Genomic DNA, 25,678 nt, shown 5'->3' with positions numbered 1-25,678 from the left:
CGGCCGTCATCCGCGGGCGAGTTGCCGGCATCTAAAGCGAACTGCGCAGGGATGGCAACTGGGATAATGCATACAAGGCGGCCGAGGTCCGGCGGCCGCGATGGCGCGAAAAGCATGATCCGGCAATCCCTCCGCAGGACCACGCGGCTTGCGCAGCGCTCATCGCGACGGGCCCTCATTTGTCGCTCGATGGGTCCTCGCTGTCCCGGCAGGTGCGGCGGTCCATCGGCTCGCGCAACGCCATACGACTTTACCGAATCCGGTCGGCGGGATGATGTCCCGCTCGTCCCGGCTCAGCGTGAGGTGCGATCGTACGTCGTCACAGCCGGCGCGCCGAGGAGCGACACGTCGCTCAGTTCGCTGTCATCATCCTGTCACGTCGCCGGCGGGCATTGATGAAGCGGCAATCCGCCGCATCCCTCACCATATCGTGCTTTCACAATGCCGGCCTACGCAGGCATGTATTTTACGTCGGCGAAGTGAAGTCTTTTCTATTCGCCGATCGCAACAAGAAACGACAAGGCCCGCATCGCTGGAGTGGCGGCGTGCGCGGCAAACAACTGAGTTCAGCGATGGAGCTGGGACGTGACGATTGAGTTGGGCCGGCCTCGACCTTGTGCCCAAGCGGGCGGGTTTGGAATGGCGGCGAAAGACGTCGACACGGCGGGCAGCATCGACAGGCGCGCGCGCGATGGACGCGATCAGGGGCGGCAGCGATCGCATCGAGCAGACGTGCAGGGCGTTGCACAGAACGCGAAGCCGGCAGGTCTGGGCGTAAGTCCGGGCAACCGTTGACGGCGCTGCTCGGGGGCTGACATGGAAGGTGATCATTGGCCACACGGCTCGTGCGACGGCGCCGGGCAAAGCCTGGCGCGCTTGCGGGATCGCGCGTCGCAGTTTTTCGAAAGCCTGTCCGTCGCGGAGCTTTCGCATGAGACGCACCGGCATCTGTGGATTTCGGATTGGCTGAGGGTCGCGGACGACTACAGGACATTGGCCGAATCCGCGCGCGAAAACCATTCCGCCTGGGTTGCGCGGGAAGCGTGGCTCTGTTCGCTGACGGCCCTCGAAGTCGTCAGACGCTTGTCTTGTCCGGGAGATGCCGAGAGTGCCGGCCTCGCAGACGAGGTCGGCATCAGCCTGAGAGGCTTCGAGGCGGAGGCCGGTCTGGCGATCGAGCGCGTCAAGATCGATTGCTTCGATCAAGGGGCGCTGGCCGGCTTCTTCCTGCCGGCGCTCCATCGTGGAGCTTGCGCGCCGACGGTCATCTGCCTCAGTGACGAGGACATCACCCTGGGCTCGATGATGAGCAGGCTGTTGCCGGCCTCACTCTGCGGGACCATGTCGCTCCTGCTCGTTGATGCCGGCAATTCGACCGTTCATCGCTCCTTCAAGCCGGAGCACAGGCTTCAGTACTGGTTGGATTATCTGGAGGCTCGCCCCGATGTCGATGCGCGGCGGATCGCAATCTATGGCGAAGGGGAGGGCGCCTGTCATGCGTCCCGTCTTGCCCTCTCGGATCGCAGGATAGCGGCCGCCGTGTGCGACGGCGGCCTTTTGACGCCGGTGATGCGTCGAGCGTCGCTTCGCTGGATGACCGGCTTCGGGCAGGCGGTCCCTGACGGGGCCTCGACGGGTTCGCTGCCGCCGTCGCGTCGACTCCCGTGCCCGCTGCTCATGGTCGTCGGGAGCCGCTCGATGATATGGGAGCAGGATGCCCTCGATCTGCAAGCCGGCTATCGGCAGACCGGAGCCGATTGCTCGGTCGTCGTGCCCAACAATGTCCGGCACCCGCTCGGCGAGGTCGAGAATTTCATTGCTGTCGACGACTTCGTCTTCGAATGGCTGGGCAGCAAGCTCGGAACGGCCCGTCAGCTTGATGCCGTGACCTACCTCTAGCCCTGGGGGCATCGTATTCGAGAGCGGTGTTTGCGGCCATGCTTCGGGCGGTCGCCTCGAAGCCGAGGCGCGCGTCACGACACGTCGATAGCCAGCAATCGTGCCGCCAGCCGGGCGTTCCTGGCGATCGTTGCGAGCGCGGCATTCAGTTCAGCCAGGGTCTTCTCGTCGAGCTCGTTGAAGATGGTCGAATTCAAGGCGAGCTTTCTCTTGGACAGTTTTTCGATTTCCGTCGTGGCCTTCTCCGTCAGCGACATCAGAACGAAGCGGGCATCGTCCGGTGCCGGCCGCCGCGATAGGAAGCCGCTCTTTTCGAGGCTCTTGGTCTGGTTGGTCACGAAGGCCGGGTGGACCCGCAACTTGTTCGCGATGTCGATGCCGGCGACGCCGCGCCCGTCGTCCAGTTCGGTGATCGCCATCAAGATCAGCCACTGCGGCTCGGTAATGCCCAGCAGTCCGGCCCAGCAGGTATGGATGTCCTCCAGCTGGGAGTGAATTTCGACGACGTTCCAGATGAAGTCTGTAATCGCCCTGTCGAGTTTTTTCTCGATCATGTGGCTGCCCCCCGTTTCCCTCGGTTCAGTCTTTTAATGGGATATTGGGGAATCGTCTCGCATATCGCACATAGACGATGGTGGCGGACACCTTACGGCGGAAACGGTTTGGCGGTTTAGTACTTGCAAAAAGCAATTAATTAAATTACGTCTCCTGGCACTCAATCTCTGTTGCTCTTGACCCTGTCGATGGACAGCGATGTGAGACCTCCAAGAAAGCCCTCGGGATGCCCCCTGAGGGCTTTTTCGTTTTATATTAAACAGTTAGTTGCCGCGCCGATCGCCTCTGTGGCCATTGGGCAACATCTCTGACGGAAGTTACGATTCACTAAATCAATAAATTGAGGCCGTTGTTTTTATAAACTATACGTGAAGCTACGACGGAGGGGGGGCACCTCACTGTCGTTTCAGTCCGGACCTTCAGTGCGGACCTGAATTGAACGGAAATTAAGTGGGTCAAGCGGCGTCCTCCGAGGAGCCGAGCCCCCTGAACCGACCTGGAGGTTTACTAATGAAGTTGACGAAGACGCTCTTTCTCGGCTCGGCTGCCGGCCTGATGGCCGTCTCCGGGGCGTTCGCCGCCGATCTCCCCGTGAAGGCCAAGGCCGTCGAATACGTGAAGATCTGCTCGCTGTACGGCGCCGGCTTCTACTACATCCCGGGCACCGACACCTGCATCAAGCTGGGTGGTTATCTGCGCGCTGAAGTCGCGTTCAACACCAACAGCAACTACGGCATTTCGAACGGCTCTCCGGCCGGTGCGCACAACCGCCTCAGCAACTACTACCAGATGCGCGCCCGTCAGGATCTCAACATCGACACGCGCACCGCGACCGAGTACGGCGTCGTCCGTACCTTCTTCGACGGCGTGTTCACCTGGACCACCGGTGGCTATCAGGGCTCCGGCTCCGCGACGGGCGGCACGGTCTATACCGGCAACCTCGGCCTCAACACCTCCGGCGCGACGCCGGCGCTGGTTGGTTCGTCGATCAACGGCACCGACGGCAACACCTCGGGCGGCTCGCTCGGCGTGTACTACGCCTTCATCCAGTTCGCTGGCTTCACCATGGGTAAGGCCGTGTCGCAGTTCGACGCGCCCTGGACCAACTATCCCGGCAACAACATCGACAGCCTCGTCGGCGGTTCCGGCACGGTCACTGGTGTCAACCAGTTCACCTACACCGCTGACTTCGGTCAGGGCGTGACGGCGGCGTTCTCGGCGGAAGACGCGACGGCTTACTACCAGGCCGGCAACGTCAACCTGACCGGTGCGACCGCAGGCAGCATGGTCGGCGGCACCTACGGCACCAACGCCATCGGCGGCTCGCGTTCGCCGAACCTCGTCGGTATGGTCCGTGTCGACCAGGCCTGGGGCATGTTCCAGGCGTCGGTTGCTGCGCATGACAACCACGTTGCCTATTACGGCGCGACCGAAGCCACCGGTCACCCCGACGACAAGTGGGGTTGGGCGGTTCAGCTCGCTCTGTCGATCAAGAACATCCCGACCGGTGCGGGTGACGTGATCAACATTTCGGGCGTCTACACCGACGGTGCGACCCGTTACAACTTCCAGAACCTGGCGGGCAGCAGCTACTCGATGTTCGGCAGCTCGGGCGTTGCCTATCAGAGCGTCGGCTTCGCCTATGCTCCGGATACCGTGTTCATCTCGGGTGGCCAGCAGGAAACCGTCAAGACCTGGGGCTTCCGTGGTGCCTACACCCACAACTGGGATGCCTACTGGAACACCGCGCTGTACGGTGCCTACGCTCAGGCTCAGTACGGCTCGACTGCCAAGACCGCTCTCTGCGGCGCTGGCGGTGCAGGCGGTGTGTTCGGCGGTCTCGCCGGTGTCACGGGTTGTAACCCTGACTTCGCCGTCGGCCAGGTCGGTATCATCACCCGCTGGACCCCGGTCAAGAACCTGACGTTCTCGGGCGACCTGAACTGGACCCGTCTCGACCAGAAGTACTCGGGCACGGTTGGTTACGCCGGTGCCGGCACGACGGCCAAGCCGGCCGCCCTGTACGAGCTGAAGGATCAGGACAGCGTCACCCTGCTGCTCCGCGCTCAGCGCAACTGGTAAGATCTTTCGAACCACGTGATGAACACCCGGCGGGAAACCGCCGGGTGTTTTTTTGTGCGCGCATACCGCATGATGCCTGATGCCCCCGCAGCCCGGATGGAGCCGACGGGTGTCGCGACGGCGCGGCCGATGGCGTAGTCCAGGGCATCTCGCACCGTACCGTCCCGGATTGCGCTGCATTCCATCCGGGCTACGGGACCTTGCTGTGTCGCGGCTCCGTCAATCCGGTTGCGCGAAAATATATCGTTTTACCGAAATTCGGTTTCGGCGCATGGGCGCCTCGAAATGACGGTGGAGGGAGTGCGGGCCACACTCCGCTCTCGTGCCCCGGACGCAACGCAACGTCCCCCTGGGCGATGCGAAGCATCGTCCAGCAGGACGATGCGCTGCAGAGCCGGGGCCCATCTCTCCGCGCCATACCGTGTTCGCCCCTGGGTCCCGGCTCTGCGCAGCAACGCTTCGCGTTGCAGCTTGTCCGGGACATGAGAGGACGGGGGGCGTCGTTCGAAGACAGGCGCGGCTACGAAGCCATCCGCAGGCTCTGCCGCAACCACTCGCGCGGAAATTGCGTGCGCCTCAGCCCTGGCTCGCCACCCGCGCGCGGTCGAGATGCTCCTCGATCTTGGGGCGGTCGCGAGTGCGCTCGAAACTGGTGCACAGCAATTCGGTCTCCTCGAGCGAGATCGGAGCGCGATACAACCGGCACATGAAGTCGGCGCTCGCGCGTCCCTTGCCGATGCCCGGGCCGCGTTCGGCGAGAAACATGCAGTCCCGGCAGACGCTGGCATCGAGCCGCTGATGGGCCGCGTCGAGGTGATTGAGGACCTCGCGGAGCGAGTCGCGCAGCCTGACGCATTCGTCGTTGCCAAGCGAGGTGACGGCATTGACCACGTGATTGATCGGGTCGTGCTGGTTCAGGCATTTCTCGCCCTGGGCGGTGACGTGCAGGACGACGGAGCGCTTGTCCTCTTGCGAGGGCTTGCGCACCAGGAAGGATTTGCTCTCCAGCGTCTTCACGATCTGCGATGCAGTTGCTCTGGTCGCGCCGATGAAGCCGGCGAGCGCGGACGGCGTGCGCGAGAACCTGTTGGCGCGGCCGAGAAAGCGCAGCGCCATCCATTCGCGATCACGCAATCCATGCTGATTGCCTTCGAAATACCAAGCCCTCGCCGCTTGAACCAGCAGCTCGACGGCTTCCCGTGCCAACGGCATGAATCTACCTCGTCCCCGGAATTTCGTCTGCGGCGCCCCGAAGCCGCTCTGCACCCTGGCCCGCGAAACCTTCGAAAGACATCGAACGGTTGCAGCTGTCCGGCGAACGCGTCGTGTCGAGCTCTCGTTCGAAGGAACGAATTGCAGTGCGCCCGACCCGGACCGATGCGCGTCGCGTGCTTCGAAGTGACGAACTGCGTCGTTGGCATCCCAACAGCGTCGTCGCACGGGAGCCCGAGTTGCCGTCGCCATTAGACGATGGATCGGAATAATTCAACCGAAGCCCCTGAGTTCAAGTCACACGCAGACGTTTCTTATATTCCGTCGAAACGATGAATGAGCTTCTCAACAAAATCAAGTAGAGACGCTCGCGGAGCCCAGATGTCGTTGCAGGCGAATGTAACGTTCAAGACAATCTCGCTCGTCGGGACACATGATAGTGAACGCAATACGCTGTCCGGCAAGCAACATGCACTCAACTCTGCGACGCCATGATTGCACGGCGTCCCGCTGTCCGTGATTGACGCAATTGACCGAAGCTTGTGCATGACGACGATGAGTTCGGCACGTCATCCACAACTTGTGCGTGGAGCCGGAGAATCGCCAGGGGAACTCGGAGGAATTACACGTGTCGGTTGTTGGTCGTCGTGCTCGCAGAATCGCCGGTGCGGTCGCTCTCATCCGAGTGGTAGCGGCGCTCGGGACGGAAAACCGGCGACGGCCGTGCGGTGCATACGCCGGCGGCGCGGCGGCATGCCCTCTTTCGCCGGCTATTCGCCCTTGAGCATGTCCCGCAGCTCGCGGAACGGATCGGCACTCGGGGGCGCCGAAGCGTCTTGCCGCATCGCGCCGTAGATTCTCGGGACCATGTCGACCGCCTGGTCGAGGCCCGAATCACGTCCGGACTGATAGCCACCCATCAGGCGAAGGTCGCGCGTGTCCTCGTATTTGGCGATCAAGGCACGCAGCTTGCTGACCAATTCGCGCTCTTCGGGGTCCCAGACGTTATGGGCGAGGCGTGAGACCGAGGCCAGCACGTCGACAGCCGGATAGCGCGCCTGGTCGGCGATGTGCCTGGAGAGCACGATGTGCCCATCGAGCGTGCTGCGGATGGTATCGGCGATCGGCTCGTTGTGGTCGTCGCCGTCGACCAGCACCGAGAAGATCCCGGTGATGGTGCCGGAGCCGTCCTCGCCGGGTCCGGCGCGCTCCAGCAGGCGCGGCAGATCGGTGAAGACCGTCGGCGCGTAGCCGCGCGCGACCGCCGGCTCGCCGGCGGCGAGCGCGACCTCGCGGGCGGCATGGGCGAAACGGGTGATCGAATCGACCATGAGCAGGACCGATTCGCCCCGGTCGCGGAAATATTCCGCGACCGCCATGGCCGTCTTCGGCGCCAGCCGCCGCATCATTGGGCTTTCGTCGCCGGTCGACACGATGGTGACGGCGCGCTGACGATCGTTGCCCAGCACGTCCTCGATGAACTCGCGCACCTCGCGGCCGCGCTCGCCGACCAGGGCCAGCACGACGGTGTCGAAACCCTGGCTGCGGGCGAGCATCGCGAGCAGCGTCGATTTGCCGACGCCGGAGCCGGCAAAGATGCCGACGCGCTGGCCGGCGCAGATCGGCGCGAACAGATCGATGACGCGCACGCCGGTGCGCAGCGGCTTGTGGACGCGTGCGCGCTTCATGGCCGAGGGCGCCTCGGCCTCCGCCGAGACCGCCTGGGGGCCCGGCGTGAGGGGCCCCAATCCGTCCAGCGGCGCGCCGAGGGCGTTGATGACGCGACCCTTCCAGCTCGGATCGGGCGCAAAGGACAGCGGCGGCATCCGATAGGCGACCGAGCCGAGGCCGCCGGCGAACTGACGGTCGAACGGCTTGGCGATGATGCCCTCGCTGTCGATTCGCACCACCTCGCCGATCTGCGGCTTGCCGCCCGAATTGACGCCGATGAGCTCGCCGAGCCTGACGAAGCGCGACAGGCCGGAGACACGGAAATGCGTCGGTGCGATCTCGGAGATCGCGCCGCTGACGCTTGCCAGGGGAGTGCTCTGCTGAAGCTCCAGCAGCGCCCACTCGAGTTGCCGAAGAGCGTTCAAGGAAACCGTCCAACCTCAATCTCAATGCGCACGGGGCGCGGTCTACTTGCCGGGTTCGCCCAGCGTCCGGATGGCGTTCTGCAGCGAGCTCTCGGTGCCCTCGATCATCGAATTGGTGCCGTCGAAGGCGCGCGAGGCCGCGATCAGCTTGGTCAATTCCATCATCGGGTTGGCGCCGGAGCCCTCGACATAGCCTTGCTTGAAGCCGTCGCGGGAGAAATCGGCGATGGCGTTCGCTGGCCGGTCCGGCGTCACGCCGGAATTGCCGTAGCGCTCGAGATTGGCATCAGCGGGGATGTTGAACAGGCCGATGGTGCCGATCTCGTTCTTGTCCTGGGTGATCGCGCCGCTGCGCGAGATCGAGATCGGTCCGCCGTTCGGGTCCAGCGTGATCTGCGCGCCGCCGGAATCGACGACGGGAAAGCCGCTCACGGTCTGAAGATCGCCGTTGGCGCCGATCTGGAGCCGGCCGTCGCGGGTATAGACCGTGCCGTTCGGACCTGCGAAGGCGATCCAGCCCTGGCCGACCACGGCGACGTCGAGCGGGTTGCCGCTCTCGGTGATGTTGCCTTGCTCGCGCGAGATGATGTTGTCGCCGGGCGAGGAGAAGGCGACCGGGTTCGCGCCGGCCTTGGACAGCACGGTCTCGAACTTCACCACGTCGGTGCGGAATGCCGCCGTGTTGACGTTGGCGACGTTGTTGGCGATCGTCTGGAGGCGCTTTTCGAGGGCGACCTGGGCCGACAATCCCACATAGAGGGCCGATTGCATGATCTACTTTCCGAACCGGATGGACTGAAGTTTCGAGAGCATGTCGATATCCATGCTGGCCGAGCTGCCGCCGCCGATCAGGACCAGCGCGGGATTGGTCGAGCTGTCGCTCTGGGCCTGGGTCGCATCCCACATCGCCGCGAAGCGCTGCACGAATTTGGTGACCTTGGCCGGGTCCTGGAAATCGGTGAGGTTGACCTTGCTCGCGATCAGCTTGGCCTGGGCGTCGATGTCGGCCGCGCTGATCGTCGAGGGCAGGCCGAGCGCGGTCTGAACCACCTGCGTCAGCGCCTTGTCCGCGAGGACCTGGTAGGCGGTCGTGATCGTGGAGGCCTTGCGGGTGAAATAGAGCGCCAGCCGCAGACCTTCGTTCTGGTCGCCGGCCTTCTGCTCCATCGTCTGCGTGACATAATGGGTCGCCGTTCCGGTCGTGGCCTGGGCGGTCTTCGTCGCGTTGCTGCCGAGGGCGGCGAAATTGAAGGCGGTGGCGAATTCCCGGTAGCGCGTGTCGGTCAGCTTGTTGGCGAAGGTGTTCTTGTTCCCGACCCCCTCGGTCAGCACCTTGCGCATGAACGCCTTGGCATAGGTCATGTCGCTGAGGCCAAAGGCCTTCATCGCGTAGGAGTAGAGGCGATAGTCCTTCAGGAAGCCGTCGATCGTCTTCACGTTGCCGATATGGCTCAGGAAATAGTCGGTCTCGCGGCTGACATCCGGCTGTGTCGCGACCTGCGTCAGCGACTTGCCCATGTCCTGGGTCAGTCTGGTGTAGTCCGCGATGGTGGATAGCATGACACGCGCCCCTCTGGCCGCCGTTGCGACGCCGCCCCAAGCTGCCGCCGATTGCTTGCGCGGGGCTGGCGACGCGGGAAGCCAGCCTCGCGCAAGGCTCGCCGACTAGATATTCCCGATGGGATCGGCGATGGAGCGGCGCGTTGGGCAGTTTCGTGGGGGTTTTCATCACGGTAGCGGCGCTGCTCGGTGGATTTGCCGCCATGGGCGGGCACCTGGGCGTGCTGATGCAGCCGTGGGAGTTCGTGATCATCATGGGAACCGCGGTCGGCACCTTCATCGTGGCCAATCCGTGGAAGACGGTCGTCGATACCGGGGTTGCCTGCATGCAGGCCATCACCGGTGCGGTGCCCGGCCAGCGCTACTACCTTGATCTGCTCGGGGCGCTCCACGCCCTGATGCGCGAGCTGCGCGGCAAGGGCCGCAACGAGGTCGAGGCGCATATCGACGATCCCGCGTCCTCCGAGATCTTCAAGGCATTTCCGAGCGTGCTCGGAGATCCCTCGCTGCTGCAGTTCATCTGCGACTACGTCCGCCTCATCATCATGGGCAACGCGCGCACCCACGAGATCGAGGCGCTGATGGACGAGGAGATCCACACCATCGTGAAGGGCAAGCTGGCGCCCTATCATGCGCTGGTGACGGTGTCCGAGGCGCTGCCGGCGCTTGGCATCGTCGCCGCCGTGCTCGGCGTCATCAAGGCGATGGGCGCGCTCGACCAGTCCCCGAAGCTGCTCGGCGGCTTTATCGGCGCGGCGCTGGTCGGTACCTTCGCCGGCATCTTCCTGTCCTACGGCGTCCTTTCGCCCTTCGCGATCAAGATCAAGATGACGCGCGAGAAGAAGTGCCGGCCCTACATCATCGTCAAGCAGACGCTGCTGGCGTTCATGAACGGCGCCATGCCGCAGATCGCCGTCGAGCACGGCCGCAAGATGATCGCGAGCAGCGAGCGGCCGTCGATCGACGTCGTCGAGAACGAGACGATCGCAGGTCCCAAGGCCGTCGTCACCGAGCCCGAACCCAAGGCTGCCCGCGCATGATGATGGAAGACGTCGGGGTCGATCACAAGAAGCAGCTGCCGAACTACCTGCTGGACGCGGCCGGCATATCGATCGAACGCATGCCGATGCTCAATGTGATCTTCGATCGCATGGCGGCATCATGCACCGACAGCCTGCAGCCGATGGCGGGAACGCCGTGCTATTTCTCGGTCAACGGCATCACCAACGATCCTCTCGGCGACATCATCAAGGACTACGAGGGCAACGCGGTCGCGGCCGTGCTCTATGCCGAGCAGTGGGACTCGCGCGTCATCATCATGCTGGACCGCGACTTCGTGTTCACCATGGTCGAGGCGATGTTCGGATCCGACGGCGCAGAACCGCCGCTCGATGTCGAGCGTACTTTCTCGAATATCGAGATCCGCCTGGTCCAGGCGCTGTTCGAGCGGTTCGCCAAGGCGCTGCAGAGCGCCTTCGCCGGCACGTCGAACGTCACCTTCCGGGTCGAGCGGGTCGAGACGGCGATGGCGTCGCTGGCGATCGGGCGCGCCAGCAACATGTCGATCTGCGCGAACATGATGGTGCAGGCGCTCTACCGCGGCGGCCAGATGTTCCTGATCATTCCGCACTCCGCGCTCAACCCGCTGCGGCAGAAGCTCGCTCACGTCGTCGTCAGCGACGGCCGCGCGACCGATCCGCGCTGGCGCGAGCAGATGGAGAGCGAGGTTCACCGTACCGAAGTGACGCTGAGCGCGGTGCTCGACGAGAAGATGATCTCGCTCGAGGACGTCGTGAAATTCAAGGTGGGGCAGGTGCTCGAGCTGGAGGCGACGCCGCGCACGCTGGCGCGCCTCGAGAGCAACAACCAGGTGCTGTTCTGGTGTCAGATCGGCCAGCTCAATGGCTATTACGCCATGCAGGTGGCCGATCCCGTCGATCAGAAACGGGAGTTCGTCGATGATATCCTATCTCGTTGATGCCGTGCTGCTGATCGCGCTCGCCTTCACCAGCATGCGGGTGACCCGGATGCACCGCGAGCTGGCGCGGCTGCGCAGCTACCAGGGCGAATTCTCCACCATCGTCCACGAGACCGCGGGCGCCTTCGACACGGTGATCACCGCGGCGCATGATTCCACCGCCAATCTCGGGCGCCTCGCCAACGTGCTGAGCACCAAGATCGACCAGGCCCATGAGGCGATCGCGGCGCTCGATGCGAGGAGCGGGCTCGCGCCGGCCGCGACCGCAGGCGGCGCCGAAGTGAACAAGCACTGAAGCCGAAGCCGGCAGAACCAACACGAGCGGAACGCCAAGGCGCTCCGGGAGCGGAAATACCAAGAGGCGATACCAGATGGCGCAATCCTTCGACTATGACTCTGCCCCGCGAGCACCTGCCGCCGATGAGGGGCATACCGACACGACTCCGCTGGAGCGGCTGGCGGAGATCGCCGCGCGCACCGCGGAGGAGAGCGGCAAGTTCGCCAATGTCGATGCCATCCTGCGCATTCCCGTCACCATGCAGGTGGTGCTGGGATCGGCGACCATCCCGGTGGCGAACCTGATGAAGCTCGGGCGGGGCGCGGTGGTTCCGCTCGATCACCGGGTCGGCGAGCCCGTCGACGTCGTCGTCAACGGCCGCATCGTCGCCCGCGGCGAGGTGGTCGTCGTCGAAGAGGACAATTCCCGCTTCGGTGTCTCGCTGACGGAGATCGTCGGGCCGCTGGGGCAGGGTGACAGCTGACCATGGCGGCACAGGTCGGCATCGCTCCCGTCAAGCAGCGAGGCGTTGCCACGCTGGGCGGTACGGAAAAGGTCGCGGCGCTTCTGCTGGCCATGGGCCGGCAGGCGGCCGCGAGCGTGCTCTCGCAGTTCGAGCCGCAGGAAATCCGCGTCGTCACCAAGGCCGCAGCCGAGCTGCGGCCGATCACGGCGCAGGAACTCGAGGGGATCGTCGAGGAGTTCGCCCAGCAGTTCTCGATGGGCGCCAACATTCTCGGCACCATCGGTGGCCTGGAAGCCGTGCTCGGCGACGTGCTTCCGGCCGACCAGGTCTCGGCGATCATGACGGACCTGCTCGGCAATTCGAGCCGGTCGGTGTGGGACCGCGTCTCGTCGGTGTCGGAAAACTCGCTGGCGACCTACCTCTCCAAGGAGCATCCGCAGACCGCGGCGCTGATCCTGTCCAAGGTCAAGCCGTCTTGTGCCGCCAAGGTGATGAGCCAGCTGCCCTCGAGCCTGCGCAACGAGCTGATGCGGCGCGTGCTCAGCCTCAAGCCGATCGTCGACGACGCGATGAAGGTTCTCGAGAAGACGCTGCACGAAGACCTGACGCTCAATTTCGCCCGCAATCTCGGCGCCGACACCTACGCCCGTGTCGCCGACATCATCAACAAGATGGAGCGTGGCCATATCGAGGACATGCTCAAGAGCCTGTCGGAGAAGCGGCCGAAGTCGGCCGAGGTCCTGAAGGAACTGCTGTTCACCTTCGACGACGTGACCAACCTCACGCCGAAGGCGCGCACCATGATCTTCGACCAGGTGCCGACCGATCGCATCGTCATCGCGCTGAAGGGCACCGACAAGCACTTCCGCGAACTGATCCTGTCCTCGGTCGCGTCGCGCGTTCGCCGCGTCGTCGAGCACGAGCTCGCCATCGGCGAACCCTCGAACCAGCGCGACGTGCTGGAGGCGCGGCGCGTCATCACCGATCTCGCGCTCGACCTCGCGGAGAAGGGCGAAATCGAGCTCAATCCCGAGCAGGAGGATGAGCTGGTCTTCCGCTGACCGCTGAACGGGCATGGCAGAATCATCCGATCAGGAGAGCAAAACAGAAGAGCCGACCGAGAAGAAAGTCCGTGATGCGCTCGAACAGGGCAAGATCCCGGTCTCTCGGGAGGCCTCTATTTTCGCCTCGATGGCCGCGCTGATGGTCATTCAGGCGTTCCTGATCGGCCAGGGCGTGCAGCAATTGACGCCGACGTTGAAGAACCTGCTGGACGATCCCGAGGGCTTCCCGCTCTCGACCGGCGCGGACGCGCAGAACCTGCTCACCGTGGTCGGCCTCGAGGCGCTGCGCTTCCTGGTGCCGCTGGTCGTCACCCTCGGCGCGTTCGGGCTCGCCGCCTCGCTGCTGCAAAATGCGCCGCGTCTGGTGCTGGAGCGCATCAAGCCCGACCTGTCGCGAATCTCGCCGATCGGCGGCTGGAGCCGGCTGTTCGGAACGCAGGGATTGGTCGAGTTCGCCAAGTCGCTGTTCAAGCTGGCTGCGGTGACCTCCGTGGTCGCCTTCGTGCTGCGCGCGTCGGAGGCGAAGGCGTTCGAGGCGATGTACACCGATCCGGTTGCGCTGCCGGAGATGATTCTCAACATCGCGATGCGGATCGTCTCGGCGATCTGCATCGCGACCATCGTCCTGGTGGCGATCGATCTCGCCTGGGCGCGCTTCCACTGGCGGCGCCAGCTGCGCATGACCAAGCAGGAGATCAAGGACGAGCACAAGCAGGCGGAAGGCGATCCGCTGATCAAGGCGCGCCTGCGTTCGCTGGCGCGCGACCGCTCGCGGCAGCGGATGATCGCGTCCGCATCGCGCGCGACGCTGGTGATCGCGAACCCGACGCATTTCGCGATCGCGCTGCGCTACCAGCGCGAGGAAAATCCGGCGCCGCTCGTGGTGGCCAAGGGCATGGACGTGATCGCGCTGAAGATCCGCGAGGTCGCCGAGCAGAACCGGATTCCCGTGATCGAGAACAAGGCGCTGGCGCGCGCACTCTACGAAGCGGTCCAGGTCGATCAGGTGATTCCGGCGGAATTCTTCCGCCCCGTGGCGGAGATCATCTACTTCCTCCAGTCGAAGCAGGCGTCGCGCACCGAGAAGGTCCAGTAGAATTCCGAGGACGACGTCCGGCCCAACAGCTTGACGAAAGCTTAACGCCCTAGGCTTCTCTCGAATGGACCAGAACGGGGCTGTCGTGGGACCGCTTTATCTCTTCGAACTCGCATCGTCGCAGGCGCGGTACCTCGAGCTCCGCCAGTCGACCATCGCCACCAACGTCGCCAACGCCAACACGCCCGGATTCAAGGCGCGCGACGTCGAGCCCTTCAACAAGGTACTCGACGGCATGCCGGTGAGGCTTGCCACGACGTCGCCGTCGCACATGCAGCTGGCCGCGGCCGAGACCGACACGCGGGCGACCGCGAAGAAGGACAGCTGGGAAGTGGTTCACTCCGGCAACTCGGTCAGTCTCGAGCAGGAAATGATCAAGGGCAGCGACGTCAGTCGCGATTACTCGATGAACTCGGCAGTCGTGCGGTCGTTTCACCGCATGCTGCTGTCGAGCGCGAAGACCTGAGGTGAATTGAGATGCTGGACTCACTGCAAGCGTCATTGACGGTCGCGAGCTCCGGGCTCGAAGCGCAGTCGACGCGTATGCGCATCGTCTCCGAGAACCTCGCGAACGCGACCTCGACGGGGCGCACCACCGGCGCCGATCCCTATCAGCGCAAGACCATCACCTTCGATGCCGCGATGGACCGCGCCTCGGGCGCGCAGCTTGCGAAGGTCAAGGAGATCGGGGTCGACACCACGCCGTACCGCGTGGAGTACGACCCGGGACATCCCGCCGCCGACAAGGCCGGCTACGTCAAGCTCCCGAACGTCAACATGATGATCGAGATGGCCGACATGCGAGAAGTCAACCGGTCCTATGAAGCCAATCTCCAGGTCGTGAAACAGGTGCGGTCGATGCTGGGCATGACCATCGACCTCTTGAGGAGCTGACAATGCTTGAGGCAATTTCATCCACCGCGATTTCCGCCGGGCAAGCGGCGAGCCGCGCGACCGAGACGCAGGCCATCGCGCCGGCGGCGCCGACCGCCATTCAGTCCACCGACGATGTCGGCTTCGAATCGGTGATGAAGCAGGTGACGACCGACGCGATCGGAACGCTGAAAGCGGGCGAGGCGGCGTCGATCTCGGCGATGCAGGGCAAGGAATCGACCCGGAAGGTCGTGGAGGCGCTGATGTCGGCCGAGCAGGCCCTGCAGACGGCGGTCGCGGTTCGCGACAAGGTCGTGCAGGCCTACCAAGAAGTCGTCCGGATGTCGATTTGATCTGAAGGAATGAAGCTGTGAAATCGCTCGCCATTGCGGCCACGGGCATGAACGCCCAGCAGACCAACATCGAAGTCATCGCGAACAACATCGCCAACATCAACTCGACGTCGTACAAGCGCGCCCGCGCGGAGTTCACCGATCTGTTCTACCAGATGGACCGCATGCAGGGCGTCGCCAACGTCAACGGCTCCTCGCCGATTCCGGAGGGCGCCAATCTCGGGCTCGGCGTCAAGTCGGCGGCGATCCGCAAGCTGCACATCCAGGGCGCGCTGACGCAGACCGGCAATCCCTACGATATGGCGATCAACGGCCGCGGCTGGTTCCAGGTGCTCGGCCCGAACAACGAGGTGCAATACACCCGTGCGGGCTCCTTCAACACCAACGCCAACGCCCAGCTCGTCACCATCGACGGCTATCTGCTGGACCCCGCGATCACGGTGCCGCAGGGCACGGTCGAGGTCACGGTCAATCAGACCGGGCAGGTGTTCGCCAAGCTGGATACCGAGGTGAACCCGCGCCAGATCGGCCAGCTCAACCTTGCCAACTTCGCCAACGAGGCGGGCCTCGAGCCGCTGGGCAGCAATCTCTATCGCGAGACCACGGCCTCGGGCACGCCGGTCGTCGGCCTGCCCGGTGATTCCGGATACGGCAAGATCAACCAGAAATGGCTCGAAGCCTCCAACGTCGACCCGGTCAAGGAAATCACCGAGTTGATCTCGGCGCAGCGTGCCTACGAAATGAATGCCAAGGTCATCCAGGCCTCGGACGAAATGGCCCAGACAGTATCGAAGGGCATGCGCTAGTTCCGGTGTCTCGATGTTGAACAGGGTGGGCCTGATCGTGCGCGGGTTGGCCGCCGTGCTGCTGGTTCTGGCTTCAGTGCGCCTCGCAATGGCCGAGGAAAAGCGGCTTCCGGTGCCGGCGGTTGCAATCCGCGCCGGCGAGTTGATCCGGGACGACATGATCACCGAGCGCGCCTTCGCGCCGAGCCTGCTCGGCGTCGCCATGTTCATCGAAGGGCGGCAGGTTCTGGTCGGCCGCATGGCGCGGCGCGCGCTGCTGCCGGGTCAGCCCATTCCGACCAACTCGGTGGAAGACCCCTGGACCGTCGCCCGCGGCGCCATGGTCAAGGTCGTGGTGGAAGACAGCGGCCTGTCCATCGTCACTTACGGCTCGGCGATGCAATCGGGTGCGGCCGGCGCGCTCATCCCGGTGCGCAACACGGATACCGGGGTGATCATCAGGGGCGTCGTCCAGCCGGACGGCACCGTGAAGGTCGTGGACGGGTCATGACCAGAATCCTGCTTGCGCTCGTCCTGCTGCTTTCGGCCGCCAGCGCCCATGCCGCCGTCCGCATCAAGGACATCGCGGACATCAAGGGTCTGCGCGAAAACCAGATTGTCGGCTACGGCCTCGTCATCGGCCTGAACGGCACCGGCGACACGCTTCGCAACGCTCCGTTCACGGAGCAGTCCCTGCAATCGATGCTCGAGAACATGGGCATCAACGTCAGGAACGAGACCACGAGCACCAACAATCCGACGCGTCCGACGACGCTGCGCACGCGCAACGTCGCGGCCGTGATGGTGACTGCGGACCTGACGCCCTCGATCGGGCCTGGCGAGCGCATGGACGTGACCGTGTCGTCGCTCGGCGATGCGACGTCGCTCCTCGGCGGTACGCTGGTCATGACATCGCTGCGCGCCGCGGACGGCGCCGTCTATGCGGTGGCGCAGGGCGCGATCACGGTTGCCGGCTATAGCGTCGGAGGCCAGGCGCAGAACGTCAGTCAGGGTACGCCGACGGCCGGACGCATCCCGAACGGAGCGCTGGTCGAGCGCGAGGTGCAGGGAAGTCTCCACGAGATGGAGTTCCTGATGCTGCAGCTGAAGAACCCCGATTTCGTCACCGCAACGCGCATCCTGGACGCCATCAACCGTTACGCCGGCGGACGCTACCGCGCGCAGATCGCCTTCGAGCGCGACTACCGCACCATCGTGCTGTCGAAGCCGCGCCACATCGGCCCTGTCCGCTTCCTCGCCGAGATCGGGGAGCTGACGGTCGAGCCTGATACCCCCGCACGAGTGGTGATCAACGAGCGCACCGGCACGGTGGTGATCGGGCGCGACGTGCGGATATCGACCGTCGCCGTAACGCACGGCAATCTGACGGTTCGTGTCACGGAGATGCCCGTGGTGTCGCAGCCGGCGCCGTTCTCGCGAGGACAGACCGTGGTGGTCCCGCAGACCGTGGTCGAGGCCAACGAGGCCGGATCGCAGGTGGCGATCCTCAGCGGGGTCGATCTGCAGCGGCTGGTGCGCGGGCTGAACCAGATCGGCCTGAAGCCGTCGGGCATCATCGCGATCCTGCAGGCGATCAAGACGGCTGGTGCGCTCCAGGCCGATGTCATCGTGCAATGATGCGCAAGCGTCGTGCAAGCTTGGTCGCTCAATGCTCGTGTCTCGACCGAGAATCGCACGCGGCCCGATGCTGAAGCTGGATCACAAAGCCAAACTCCTCCTGCTGGTCGCGGCCTCAGTGCTCGCGGGCGCGTCGCCCGTGCTGGCCCTGGACGAGGCCAGGCCGACGAAGCCGCTCAACCTGCTCTCCTTCGCACGCGGCCGCGCGCCCGGCCCGCAGAAGCCGCAGCCGGTCACGGCGATGCCAGGCGACAATGGGTCGATCCGGGCGACGGCATGGGCGGCCGAGGACCAGGGCGCCGCGACCACCGGCGCGGTGCCCGCTTCCGAGGCGCCAGCGGCTGCACCTGCACCACCACCGCCTGCAGCTGCACCGGCGCGTCCGGCCAAGCCCGGCAGCGTCACGGCGCCGCCGAAACCTGCGCCGCCGCAGGCCGCGGTATCCGCGGACAACGAAGTCGCCCTGTTCTGCAGCAATGTCGCCGATCCCGCCGTCGATGCGAGGCTGGCCTGGCAGATCAAGGAGCTGGAGAAGGCCGAGAGCCTGCTGCGCGAGCGGATTGCCGAGGTCGAGGCCAAGCGCGTCGAATACGAGAAGTGGATGGCGCTGCGCGACGACTTCCTGAAGAAGGCCGAAGCAAGCGTCGTCGAGATCTATTCGCGCATGAAGCCCGAAGCTGCGGCGACCCAGATTGCCGGCATGGCGGACGAGACCGCCGCCGCCGTGCTCGCCAAGCTCAGCCCGAGGAACTCGAGCGCGATCTTCAACGAGATGGATACGGCACGCGCGGCGCACCTTGCCGATTTGCTTGGCGGAATGCGTCGCGTGGATGACGGAAAGACCAGATAGATGAAGAAGCCGATCCTCATCCTCTCGCTCGTGCTGGCGTCCGTGCCCCTGGCCGGATGCTTCCACGATCCGTCCGAGGTCCTGACCGGCCCGCAGATGTCGCCGGTCGGCAGTGGCCTCAGGACCCAGGCCGATCCGATCCCGGTGACGCCGCGCATGCGCACGCCTGTCAGCTATCGCTCGACCTGGGACGACGGCACCGATCTCTACCGCGATCCCCGCGCCCGGCGCACCGGTGACGTCGTGACGGTGATCATCTCGATGCAGGACAAGGCCAAGCTCGACAACAAGACCGGCCGCTCGCGCGATTCGCAGGTCAAGTTCGGGCTCGACTGGCTGATGGACGTCGCTGGATGGCAGGACAAGGGCCAGACCAACGCCAACCTCAGCACCAACACCCAGATCAAGGGCAACGGCCAGATCGATCGCACCGAGGACATCAAGCTCTCGATCGCGGCCATCGTCACCGACGTGTTGCCGAACGGCAATATGATGATCAGCGGCTCGCAGGAGTTCCGCGTCAACACGGAGATGCGCGTGCTCAACGTCGGCGGCATCGTGCGGCCGCGCGACATCTCGCGCACCAACACGATCTCCTACGAGAAGATCGCCGAGGCACGCGTGTCCTATGGCGGTCGCGGAAATCTGTCCGACGTGCAGCAGCCTGGATGGGGACATCGGATCTATGACGCCGTGGCACCATTCTGAAGTCCGCGCCGGTCTGGCCGCGTCGCGAGGGCAGGGGACGTGATGCGCCTGATTGCGGCCATCGTGGCGCTGACCCTTGTCGCGATCGGTGCGGGCGCGCTGGCCGGGCTGCATCTGTTCGCGGCTGCCGAGCGCGTCGCCGACGCGAAGAAGACCGCCACGCCGCCGCCGCTTGCCTCGAGCTACGCCGGCAGCGCGCGGCTCAGGAAGCTGTCGCCGATCGTGACCAATCTCGCCGCGCCGGCCAACAATTGGGCCCGCATCGAAGCCTCCATGGTGACCGAGAGCATGAGCGACGAGGATGCCGGCATCCTGGCCGCCCACATCAGCGAGGACATCGTCACCTATCTGCGGTCGGCGACGGTGACGCAATTCGAGGGATCGCGCGGGCTTCAGCATCTGCGCGACGACCTGACCGAGCGCGCCAATATCCGTTCGTCGGGCAAGGTGCGCGAATTGATCATTGAGACCCTGGTGATTCAGTGAGAGTGAAAATCCTGCTGCTCGCGTTGGTTCTGGTCGTGCTGCCCGAAGTGGCGCTCGCCCAGATTCCGGACCTCAACTCGCTGCTGCCGCCCGGAAACGGCTCGACCAGCGGCCGGATCATCCAGCTGATGGCCCTGATCACGGTGCTGTCGGTGGCGCCGGGGCTGCTCATCATGGTGACGAGCTTCACGCGATTTGCGGTGGCGCTGTCGTTCCTGCGCGCCGGCCTCGGCCTCCAGACCACGCCGGCCAATCTGGTGCTGATCAGCCTCGCGCTGTTCATGACCTTCTACGTGATGGCGCCGACCTTCGATCGCGCCTGGGAGACCGGCGTCCAGCCGTTGATGAAGAACGAGATCTCGGAAGAGCAGGCCTATCTGAAGATCACGGATCCGTTCCGCGAGTTCATGCTGGCCCATGTCCGCGACAAGGATCTGCAGACCTTCGAGTCGCTCGCCGCGGAGAGCTTTCGCAAGAAGTTCGACGACAAGCGTGTCGATTTGCGCGTCATCATCCCGGCCTTCATGATCTCCGAGCTGAGGCGTTCGTTCGAGATCGGATTCCTCATCATCCTGCCGTTCCTCGTCATCGACATGATCGTGGCGACGCTGACGATGTCGATGGGCATGATGATGATGCCGCCGACGATCCTGGCCCTGCCGTTCAAGATGCTGTTCTTCGTGCTGATCGACGGCTGGAATCTGCTCGCCTCCGGACTGGTGCGCTCGTTCTCGTAACCGCGGCGATCGCCTGGCGCCCCGTCATGGTTAGCGAAAAGTACCGCGCTATGGTTAGCGTTGGGTAATATTAACCATCTGATATTGCTGAAGAATTCAAGCCGATCTTAATCCGGAAGCAAGATTCGGCGTGTTAGCAATGCGGCACGGCGGGTTGGACCCCACCCATATCAGTCCAAAGGCATGATGCCGCCCCTCCGTACCGGTGCAAGTCCGGTATGTCCCCTGATGAAAATGTAACGCGTACATAAAGGGACATTCGCAATGTCAAGCCTGCTCACGAACTCGTCCGCCATGACCGCGCTCCAGACCCTGCGGTCTGTCAGCTCGCAACTCTCCACCACGCAGAGCCGGATCTCCACCGGCCAGCGCGTGGCCACGGCCGCGGACAACGCCGCCTACTGGTCGATCGCGACCTCGATGCGCGCCGACAACGCCGCGCTCTCCGCGGTCTCCGACTCGCTCGGTCTGTCGGCCGCGACCGTCGACACCGAGTACACCGCTCTGAACAAGGTGCTCGGCGACAGCAACTCCGGCCTGACCAAGCTGCAGTCGCTGCTGGTCGAAGCCAAGACCGCCGGTATCGATCGCAGCAAGATCCAGTCGGAAATCACCCAGATCCAGCAGGACATGAAGAACGTCGCCGGCGCGGCGACCTTCAACGGCGTCAACTGGCTGAGCACGAACGCCTCCACGCCGACGACCGTCAACCTGGTGTCGTCGTTCTCGCGCGTCGGCTCCACCCCGAGCACCAGCTCGATCACCGTGACCGTCGCCAACTACTCGCTCTACACCTCGAGCACGAGCGGCATCCTCGACACGGTGAGCGGCAGCGCGTCGGTCGACAGCCTCAACATCGGTGCGCTGACCGATTCGGCCGCCGACCAGACCATTCTCGATGGTTATATCGCGAAGGTCACCGCAGCGATCGGCACGGTGTCTTCGGGCGCCGCCAACCTCGGCGCCATCAAGAACCGTATCTCGAACAACTCCGAGTTCGTGAAGTCGCTGATGGACTCGGTTGATCGCGGTATCGGCCAGCTCGTCGACGCCGACATGAACCAGGAGTCCACCCGCCTGGCGGCTCTCCAGGTCCAGCAGCAGCTCGGCGTTCAGGCGCTCTCGATCGCCAACAACAACAGCCAGAGCATCCTGTCGCTGTTCCGCTAAGCCTTAGACGATCTCCGGAGGGCCGCGCTTCTCGCGAAGCGCGGCCCTTTCGTTTGCCTGACGCGCGCACCGTGATTTCGGCTGCCCTGTTGCAGCGGAGTCACAGCGCCACAAGCCCCGCACAAGCTTCGTTGACTAGTCTGGCCGTTACGACGGATTGGGTTTACGCGCATTTCCGCAACCCAAAGGCATGATGCCGCTCTGTCGTACCGGTGCAAGCCCGGTATGTCCCCATCCAATCTGTTTTCAAAGGGACATCAAAGATGGCTTCCAGCCTGCTTACCAACTCCGCTGCAATGACTGCGCTCCAGACCCTCCGGAATGTCAGCGCCAGCCTGCAGACGACCGAAAACCGGATCTCCACCGGCCAGCGCGTCTCGACCGCTTCGGACAACTCCGCCTATTGGTCGATCGCGACCTCGATGCGCGCCGACAACGCCGCGCTCTCCGCCGTCTCCGACTCGCTCGGTCTGTCGGCTGCGACCGTCGACACCGAATACACCGCTCTGAACAAGGTCATCGGCGACCAGAACTCCGGCCTGACCAAGCTTCAGGCGCTGCTGGTCGAAGCCAAGACCGCCGGTATCGACCGCAAGAAGATCCAGTCGGAAATCACCCAGATCCAGCAGGACATGAAGAACGTGGCCAATGCGGCGACGTTCAACGGCGTCAACTGGCTGAGCACCAACGCCTCCACCCCGACGACCGTCAACCTGGTGTCGTCGTTCTCGCGCGTCGGCGCCACGCCGACGATCAACACCATCACGGTGACGGTTGCCAACTACTCGCTCTATACCTCGAGCACGAGCGGCATCCTCGACACGGTGAGCGGCAGCGCGTCGGTCGACAGCCTCAACATCGGTGCACTGACCGACTCGGCGGCCGACCAGACCGTCCTCGACACCTACATCACGCAGGTCACCGGCGCGATCAACACGGTCAGCCAGTCCGCCGCCAACCTCGGCGCCATCAAGAACCGCATCTCGAACAACACTGAGTTCGTGAAGTCGCTGATGGACTCGGTGGATCGCGGTATCGGCCAGCTCGTCGACGCCGACATGAACGCGGAATCGACCCGGCTCCAGGCGCTGCAGACCCAGCAGCAGCTCGGCGTTCAGGCGCTCTCGATCGCCAACCAGAACAGCCAGAGCATCCTGTCGCTGTTCCGCGGCTAAGCGGCGCTTTCGAAAACGACCGTGCTCCCTTAAGGGAGCACGGTCCCCGCCGTGACCGGCGGACGTGACGGCACGACGTGCCCGCAATCGATCTCCCGACGTTGAATTTCATGCGACACGCCGCGGCCGATCGTGCGGCCCATGCGTCCCGGCGTGCGTTGCCGCTGGCCTGATTGCGTCGCCCTTCTTGTAAAATTGCAACGCCTCGCCTGCGAACCGACACATTCGTGTCCGCGCGCAACCTTCAGACAAGGTTGGCAGCGGAGTGTCCTGTACGTTCGCATTGGTACGAGGTCATATGCTCAGTCGTGCGCAGGTACAGCAACTGCTCAACAATCTGCTGGAGCTTGGGCCGCGACGCCTGATGGCCCTTGGCCTGATCGGTTTTGCCGTTCTCGTGACCGTCGTCGGCGGTGCGTACTATCTGAGCCGGCCCGAGTTCGAGACGCTCTATACCGGCCTCACACGAGAAGACGTGACGCGCATGGGCGCGGCGCTGCGCGAGCAGAACATCACCTTCGACGTCAATACGGCCGGCGACGCGCTCTCGGTGCGCCCGAGCCAGACCATGCAGGCGCGGATGCTGCTGGCCGAGAAGGGGCTGCCGACCAGCGCCAATTCCGGCTACGAGCTGTTCGACAAGATCGGCTCGCTCGGCCTGACCTCGTTCATGCAGGAGGTCACCAAGCTTCGGGCGCTGGAAGGCGAGATCGCGCGCACGGTGCAGTTGATGAAGGGCGTCAAGGCGGCGCGGGTGCATATCGTGCTGCCGGTGCGGGGCTCGTTCCGCGCGACGCAGCAGCCGCCATCCGCCTCGGTCGTGCTGCGCACCGACGGCGCGATCGAGGCCCGCACGGCGCAGTCGATCCGCCATCTCGTCGCCGCCGCCATTCCGGGCATGAACCGCGACAAGGTGACGGTGCTGGATGCCGACGGCTCGATGCTGCTCGCCGAAGAGGACGAGGCGACCGCCGCGCCGACCAAGATGGCGAGCCTGCAGAAGACGGTCGGCGGCATGGTGCAGGAGAACATCCGCAAGGCGCTGACGCCGTATCTGGGCCTCGACAATTTCGAGGTCAGCGTCGCGCCGCAACTCTCCACCGACAAGCGGCAGATCAACGAGACCGTCTACGATCCCGAGAGCCGGGCCGAGCGTTCGGTGCGGAACGTGCGCGAGAAGGAATCCTCGCAGAACGCCGACCGCTCGACCCCGACCACGGTACAGCAGAACCTTCCCGATCAGCAGGTCAACGCCGGCGGCGGCAAGAACTCCAACGAGGACAAGACCCGCCGCGAGGACGTCACCAATTTCGAGGTCTCGTCCAAGACCACGACGACGGTGAGTGACGGCTATTCGGTGAAGAAGCTCTTCATCGCCGTGCTGGTCAATCGGGCGCGGCTGGTCGCCGATCTCGGCGACAAGAGCAACCAGGCCATCGTCGACAGCAAGCTCGCCGAGATCAGCCAGCTCGCGGCGACAGCCGGCGGACTGGACAAGCAGCGCGGCGACCAGATCCAGGTGACGGCCGTCGACTTCATCGAGGGCTCGCGCGAGCTGGCGCCGGTGCCGCCGATCAGTTTCGTCGAGATGATCAACAAGCAGCTCGGCAGCGTCATCAACGCGGTGACGATCCTGGCCGTTGCTTCGATGCTGGTCTGGTTCGGATTGCGGCCCGCGGTCAACGGCATTCTGACCCATCGCGCGCAGCAGGAGCAGGCCGAGGCCGCCGAGGTCGCCGAGCTCGAAGCCGCCGCCGCCCTTGCGTTGCCGGACGGCGAGGAGGCCGAGCTCAATCTCGTCGAAGACCTCGAAGGCAAGATGCAGCGAACGCCGCAGAAGCGACTGGAGCAGATCGTCCGGCTCGACCAGGCGCAGGCCGCAGCGATCCTTAAAGACTGGATGCGACGCGAGGAGGCGGCATGAACGCGGCAATCGGAAAATTCCTGACGCAGTTCGACGCGAACGGCCGGGTCAAATCACCGCCGCCTCCGCCGCTCAAAATCCAGGACGTGCTGACGAGGCCGAAGGAGGTCACGCGCGAGCCTCCGCAGCAGCCTCAGACCCACTCGCAGCCTCTGCCGCAGTCGCCGTCTCCGGCGTCGAAGGCGGAAGCTCCGCCGGCCAATCTCCTGGACGATGCCTACCGGCGCGGCCATGCGGCCGGCGTCGCGGAAGGCGACGCCAGGCTCGCCGAGGAGCGCGTCCGCAGCGCGATCCGGCTCGGCGAGGAGCGCGCCAAATGGTCCGACCAGCAGGCGATCGCGATCGTCAGCGGCTTCGAGACGGCTTGCCGCGAGATCGAGACCAACATCGCAAGCTCCGTGGCGCGGATATTGCTGCCGTTCCTCACTGAAGCGGTCCGCGACAAGGCGATCGGATCGCTGGTGGAGCAGGTTGCGGCGCTGACCGGCAATTCGCCGGTGCCGGTGTTCAAGGTCACCGGCCCGAGCGAGCTGCTCGACCTCGTGAAGACGCAGCTTGAGGCTTCCAGGCGAACCGGTATCGAGTACGAGGCGGCCGACACCCTGGAGGTTCGCGTCGTGGCCGACCAGACCGTGATCGAGACGCAGATCACGGCCTGGAGCGAACGCCTGAAGGAAGCACGCCGGTAACCCGC

General features: G+C 64.5%; 28 protein-coding genes. 23 read left to right on the top strand and 5 right to left on the bottom strand.

Features of this window, described 5'->3' with window-relative positions; translation table 11 throughout:
• Positions 1 to 395: 395 nt before the first annotated feature.
• The gene (locus AABA86_RS01005) at positions 396 to 596 is read left to right on the top strand and encodes a hypothetical protein (protein ID WP_212248885.1); all 201 of its coding nucleotides are present in this window, start codon (positions 396 to 398) and stop codon (positions 594 to 596) included.
• 220 nt (positions 597 to 816) lie between these two features.
• Complete coding sequence (locus AABA86_RS01000; RefSeq protein WP_338305444.1) at positions 817 to 1,899, top strand: alpha/beta hydrolase; 1,083 nt, start codon at positions 817 to 819, stop codon at positions 1,897 to 1,899.
• A 74-nt stretch (positions 1,900 to 1,973) separates the two neighbouring features.
• Here the strand turns inward: AABA86_RS01000 and AABA86_RS00995 are convergent, their stop codons facing one another.
• Positions 1,974 to 2,453, bottom strand: a complete 480-nt coding sequence (locus AABA86_RS00995) for a MarR family winged helix-turn-helix transcriptional regulator (protein ID WP_212248887.1) — start codon at positions 2,451 to 2,453, stop codon at positions 1,974 to 1,976.
• A gap of 511 nt (positions 2,454 to 2,964) precedes the next feature.
• Between AABA86_RS00995 and AABA86_RS00990 the strand changes: the two genes are divergently transcribed.
• The gene (locus AABA86_RS00990; protein ID WP_212248888.1) at positions 2,965 to 4,536 is read left to right on the top strand and encodes a porin; all 1,572 of its coding nucleotides are present in this window, start codon (positions 2,965 to 2,967) and stop codon (positions 4,534 to 4,536) included.
• Positions 4,537 to 5,112: 576 nt separating this feature from the next.
• On the opposite strand, the gene AABA86_RS00985 is transcribed toward AABA86_RS00990, so the two are convergent.
• From AABA86_RS00985 to AABA86_RS00970, 4 genes are all read right to left on the bottom strand, one after another.
• Positions 5,113 to 5,748, bottom strand: coding sequence for a MarR family winged helix-turn-helix transcriptional regulator (locus AABA86_RS00985; RefSeq protein WP_212248889.1), 636 nt, complete (start codon positions 5,746 to 5,748; stop codon positions 5,113 to 5,115).
• Between the two features lie 770 nt (positions 5,749 to 6,518).
• On the bottom strand, positions 6,519 to 7,844 hold the full coding sequence (gene fliI / locus AABA86_RS00980) for a flagellar protein export ATPase FliI (RefSeq protein ID WP_212248890.1): 1,326 nt from the start codon (positions 7,842 to 7,844) through the stop codon (positions 6,519 to 6,521).
• Between the two features lie 42 nt (positions 7,845 to 7,886).
• Positions 7,887 to 8,615: a flagellar basal-body rod protein FlgF gene (gene flgF, locus AABA86_RS00975; RefSeq protein ID WP_338305443.1), complete on the bottom strand. Its 729-nt coding sequence runs from the start codon at positions 8,613 to 8,615 to the stop codon at positions 7,887 to 7,889.
• Between the two features lie 3 nt (positions 8,616 to 8,618).
• Entirely contained in the window at positions 8,619 to 9,404 is a 786-nt protein-coding gene (locus tag AABA86_RS00970; RefSeq protein ID WP_212248892.1) for a DUF1217 domain-containing protein, read from the bottom strand.
• A 143-nt stretch (positions 9,405 to 9,547) separates the two neighbouring features.
• Here AABA86_RS00970 and motA point away from each other — a divergent pair, with 143 nt between their 5' ends.
• From motA to AABA86_RS00870, 20 genes are all read left to right on the top strand, one after another.
• The gene (gene motA, locus AABA86_RS00965; RefSeq protein ID WP_212248893.1) at positions 9,548 to 10,444 is read left to right on the top strand and encodes a flagellar motor stator protein MotA; all 897 of its coding nucleotides are present in this window, start codon (positions 9,548 to 9,550) and stop codon (positions 10,442 to 10,444) included.
• Positions 10,441 to 11,382 (top strand): flagellar motor switch protein FliM, encoded by a 942-nt coding sequence (locus AABA86_RS00960; protein WP_338305442.1) that lies wholly within the window; start codon positions 10,441 to 10,443, stop codon positions 11,380 to 11,382. The genes motA and AABA86_RS00960 overlap by 4 nt, the downstream gene beginning before the upstream one ends.
• Positions 11,363 to 11,677: a hypothetical protein gene (locus AABA86_RS00955; RefSeq protein ID WP_338305441.1), complete on the top strand. Its 315-nt coding sequence runs from the start codon at positions 11,363 to 11,365 to the stop codon at positions 11,675 to 11,677. The genes AABA86_RS00960 and AABA86_RS00955 overlap by 20 nt, the downstream gene beginning before the upstream one ends.
• Before the next feature lie 76 nt (positions 11,678 to 11,753).
• Positions 11,754 to 12,143: a flagellar motor switch protein FliN gene (gene fliN / locus AABA86_RS00950; protein ID WP_212248896.1), complete on the top strand. Its 390-nt coding sequence runs from the start codon at positions 11,754 to 11,756 to the stop codon at positions 12,141 to 12,143.
• 2 nt (positions 12,144 to 12,145) lie between these two features.
• Positions 12,146 to 13,186, top strand: coding sequence for a flagellar motor switch protein FliG (locus tag AABA86_RS00945; protein ID WP_097660213.1), 1,041 nt, complete (start codon positions 12,146 to 12,148; stop codon positions 13,184 to 13,186).
• A gap of 13 nt (positions 13,187 to 13,199) precedes the next feature.
• The gene (gene flhB, locus AABA86_RS00940) at positions 13,200 to 14,285 is read left to right on the top strand and encodes a flagellar biosynthesis protein FlhB (protein ID WP_212248897.1); all 1,086 of its coding nucleotides are present in this window, start codon (positions 13,200 to 13,202) and stop codon (positions 14,283 to 14,285) included.
• 64 nt (positions 14,286 to 14,349) lie between these two features.
• Positions 14,350 to 14,751, top strand: coding sequence for a flagellar basal body rod protein FlgB (flgB, locus tag AABA86_RS00935; RefSeq protein WP_212248898.1), 402 nt, complete (start codon positions 14,350 to 14,352; stop codon positions 14,749 to 14,751).
• A gap of 11 nt (positions 14,752 to 14,762) precedes the next feature.
• Positions 14,763 to 15,179, top strand: a complete 417-nt coding sequence (flgC, locus tag AABA86_RS00930) for a flagellar basal body rod protein FlgC (RefSeq protein WP_212248899.1) — start codon at positions 14,763 to 14,765, stop codon at positions 15,177 to 15,179.
• Positions 15,180 to 15,181: 2 nt separating this feature from the next.
• Positions 15,182 to 15,511 carry a flagellar hook-basal body complex protein FliE gene (locus tag AABA86_RS00925; RefSeq protein ID WP_014492660.1) on the top strand — a complete coding sequence of 110 codons (330 nt, stop codon included), beginning with the start codon at positions 15,182 to 15,184 and terminating at the stop codon, positions 15,509 to 15,511.
• Between the two features lie 17 nt (positions 15,512 to 15,528).
• Entirely contained in the window at positions 15,529 to 16,317 is a 789-nt protein-coding gene (gene flgG / locus AABA86_RS00920) for a flagellar basal-body rod protein FlgG (protein WP_338305439.1), read from the top strand.
• 13 nt (positions 16,318 to 16,330) lie between these two features.
• Positions 16,331 to 16,807, top strand: a complete 477-nt coding sequence (gene flgA, locus AABA86_RS00915; RefSeq protein WP_212248901.1) for a flagellar basal body P-ring formation chaperone FlgA — start codon at positions 16,331 to 16,333, stop codon at positions 16,805 to 16,807.
• Positions 16,804 to 17,934, top strand: a complete 1,131-nt coding sequence (gene flgI / locus AABA86_RS00910; RefSeq protein ID WP_338305438.1) for a flagellar basal body P-ring protein FlgI — start codon at positions 16,804 to 16,806, stop codon at positions 17,932 to 17,934. The genes flgA and flgI overlap by 4 nt, the downstream gene beginning before the upstream one ends.
• 67 nt (positions 17,935 to 18,001) lie before the next feature.
• Positions 18,002 to 18,784 (top strand): MotE family protein, encoded by a 783-nt coding sequence (locus AABA86_RS00905; protein ID WP_338305437.1) that lies wholly within the window; start codon positions 18,002 to 18,004, stop codon positions 18,782 to 18,784.
• Positions 18,785 to 19,492 carry a flagellar basal body L-ring protein FlgH gene (gene flgH / locus AABA86_RS00900; RefSeq protein WP_212248904.1) on the top strand — a complete coding sequence of 236 codons (708 nt, stop codon included), beginning with the start codon at positions 18,785 to 18,787 and terminating at the stop codon, positions 19,490 to 19,492.
• A gap of 42 nt (positions 19,493 to 19,534) precedes the next feature.
• Positions 19,535 to 19,978 carry a flagellar basal body-associated FliL family protein gene (locus AABA86_RS00895; protein WP_212248905.1) on the top strand — a complete coding sequence of 148 codons (444 nt, stop codon included), beginning with the start codon at positions 19,535 to 19,537 and terminating at the stop codon, positions 19,976 to 19,978.
• On the top strand, positions 19,975 to 20,715 hold the full coding sequence (fliP, locus tag AABA86_RS00890) for a flagellar type III secretion system pore protein FliP (RefSeq protein WP_018318447.1): 741 nt from the start codon (positions 19,975 to 19,977) through the stop codon (positions 20,713 to 20,715). Before AABA86_RS00895 ends, fliP begins: the two co-directional genes overlap by 4 nt.
• A 264-nt stretch (positions 20,716 to 20,979) precedes the next feature.
• Positions 20,980 to 21,885: a flagellin N-terminal helical domain-containing protein gene (locus AABA86_RS00885; protein WP_212248906.1), complete on the top strand. Its 906-nt coding sequence runs from the start codon at positions 20,980 to 20,982 to the stop codon at positions 21,883 to 21,885.
• Between the two features lie 263 nt (positions 21,886 to 22,148).
• Positions 22,149 to 23,060, top strand: coding sequence for a flagellin N-terminal helical domain-containing protein (locus tag AABA86_RS00880; protein WP_212248907.1), 912 nt, complete (start codon positions 22,149 to 22,151; stop codon positions 23,058 to 23,060).
• 298 nt (positions 23,061 to 23,358) lie between these two features.
• Positions 23,359 to 24,984 carry a flagellar basal-body MS-ring/collar protein FliF gene (gene fliF, locus AABA86_RS00875; protein ID WP_212248908.1) on the top strand — a complete coding sequence of 542 codons (1,626 nt, stop codon included), beginning with the start codon at positions 23,359 to 23,361 and terminating at the stop codon, positions 24,982 to 24,984.
• Positions 24,981 to 25,673, top strand: coding sequence for a hypothetical protein (locus tag AABA86_RS00870; protein ID WP_338305436.1), 693 nt, complete (start codon positions 24,981 to 24,983; stop codon positions 25,671 to 25,673). The genes fliF and AABA86_RS00870 overlap by 4 nt, the downstream gene beginning before the upstream one ends.
• The last annotated feature ends 5 nt before the right edge of the window (positions 25,674 to 25,678 follow it).

Origin of the sequence: Bradyrhizobium sp. TM233 (assembly GCF_036247965.1) — a bacterium.
In the GTDB taxonomy this organism is placed as follows: domain Bacteria; phylum Pseudomonadota; class Alphaproteobacteria; order Rhizobiales; family Xanthobacteraceae; genus Bradyrhizobium; species Bradyrhizobium ottawaense.
This window is presented reverse-complemented; position numbering and strand designations above follow the sequence as displayed.

Excerpts from the sequence above, each read along its gene's own strand:
- AABA86_RS00970 (WP_212248892.1), bottom strand. The coding sequence starts at position 9,404 with ATGCTATCCACCATCGCGGACTACACCAGACTGACCCAGGACATGGGC.
- AABA86_RS00870 (WP_338305436.1), top strand. The coding sequence starts at position 24,981 with ATGAACGCGGCAATCGGAAAATTCCTGACGCAGTTCGACGCGAACGGC.
- flgF (WP_338305443.1), bottom strand. The coding sequence starts at position 8,615 with ATGCAATCGGCCCTCTATGTGGGATTGTCGGCCCAGGTCGCCCTCGAA.
- AABA86_RS01000 (WP_338305444.1), top strand. The coding sequence starts at position 817 with ATGGAAGGTGATCATTGGCCACACGGCTCGTGCGACGGCGCCGGGCAA.
- flgB (WP_212248898.1), top strand. The coding sequence starts at position 14,350 with ATGGACCAGAACGGGGCTGTCGTGGGACCGCTTTATCTCTTCGAACTC.
- AABA86_RS00960 (WP_338305442.1), top strand. The coding sequence starts at position 10,441 with ATGATGATGGAAGACGTCGGGGTCGATCACAAGAAGCAGCTGCCGAAC.
- AABA86_RS00985 (WP_212248889.1), bottom strand. The coding sequence starts at position 5,748 with ATGCCGTTGGCACGGGAAGCCGTCGAGCTGCTGGTTCAAGCGGCGAGG.
- flgH (WP_212248904.1), top strand. The coding sequence starts at position 18,785 with ATGAAGAAGCCGATCCTCATCCTCTCGCTCGTGCTGGCGTCCGTGCCC.
- fliF (WP_212248908.1), top strand. The coding sequence starts at position 23,359 with ATGCTCAGTCGTGCGCAGGTACAGCAACTGCTCAACAATCTGCTGGAG.
- AABA86_RS00905 (WP_338305437.1), top strand. The coding sequence starts at position 18,002 with ATGCTGAAGCTGGATCACAAAGCCAAACTCCTCCTGCTGGTCGCGGCC.
- AABA86_RS00925 (WP_014492660.1), top strand. The coding sequence starts at position 15,182 with ATGCTTGAGGCAATTTCATCCACCGCGATTTCCGCCGGGCAAGCGGCG.
- flgA (WP_212248901.1), top strand. The coding sequence starts at position 16,331 with ATGTTGAACAGGGTGGGCCTGATCGTGCGCGGGTTGGCCGCCGTGCTG.
- AABA86_RS00895 (WP_212248905.1), top strand. The coding sequence starts at position 19,535 with ATGCGCCTGATTGCGGCCATCGTGGCGCTGACCCTTGTCGCGATCGGT.
- AABA86_RS01005 (WP_212248885.1), top strand. The coding sequence starts at position 396 with ATGAAGCGGCAATCCGCCGCATCCCTCACCATATCGTGCTTTCACAAT.
- flhB (WP_212248897.1), top strand. The coding sequence starts at position 13,200 with ATGGCAGAATCATCCGATCAGGAGAGCAAAACAGAAGAGCCGACCGAG.
- AABA86_RS00995 (WP_212248887.1), bottom strand. The coding sequence starts at position 2,453 with ATGATCGAGAAAAAACTCGACAGGGCGATTACAGACTTCATCTGGAAC.
- flgI (WP_338305438.1), top strand. The coding sequence starts at position 16,804 with ATGACCAGAATCCTGCTTGCGCTCGTCCTGCTGCTTTCGGCCGCCAGC.
- flgC (WP_212248899.1), top strand. The coding sequence starts at position 14,763 with ATGCTGGACTCACTGCAAGCGTCATTGACGGTCGCGAGCTCCGGGCTC.
- AABA86_RS00880 (WP_212248907.1), top strand. The coding sequence starts at position 22,149 with ATGGCTTCCAGCCTGCTTACCAACTCCGCTGCAATGACTGCGCTCCAG.
- AABA86_RS00990 (WP_212248888.1), top strand. The coding sequence starts at position 2,965 with ATGAAGTTGACGAAGACGCTCTTTCTCGGCTCGGCTGCCGGCCTGATG.
- AABA86_RS00955 (WP_338305441.1), top strand. The coding sequence starts at position 11,363 with ATGATATCCTATCTCGTTGATGCCGTGCTGCTGATCGCGCTCGCCTTC.
- fliN (WP_212248896.1), top strand. The coding sequence starts at position 11,754 with ATGGCGCAATCCTTCGACTATGACTCTGCCCCGCGAGCACCTGCCGCC.
- AABA86_RS00945 (WP_097660213.1), top strand. The coding sequence starts at position 12,146 with ATGGCGGCACAGGTCGGCATCGCTCCCGTCAAGCAGCGAGGCGTTGCC.
- AABA86_RS00885 (WP_212248906.1), top strand. The coding sequence starts at position 20,980 with ATGTCAAGCCTGCTCACGAACTCGTCCGCCATGACCGCGCTCCAGACC.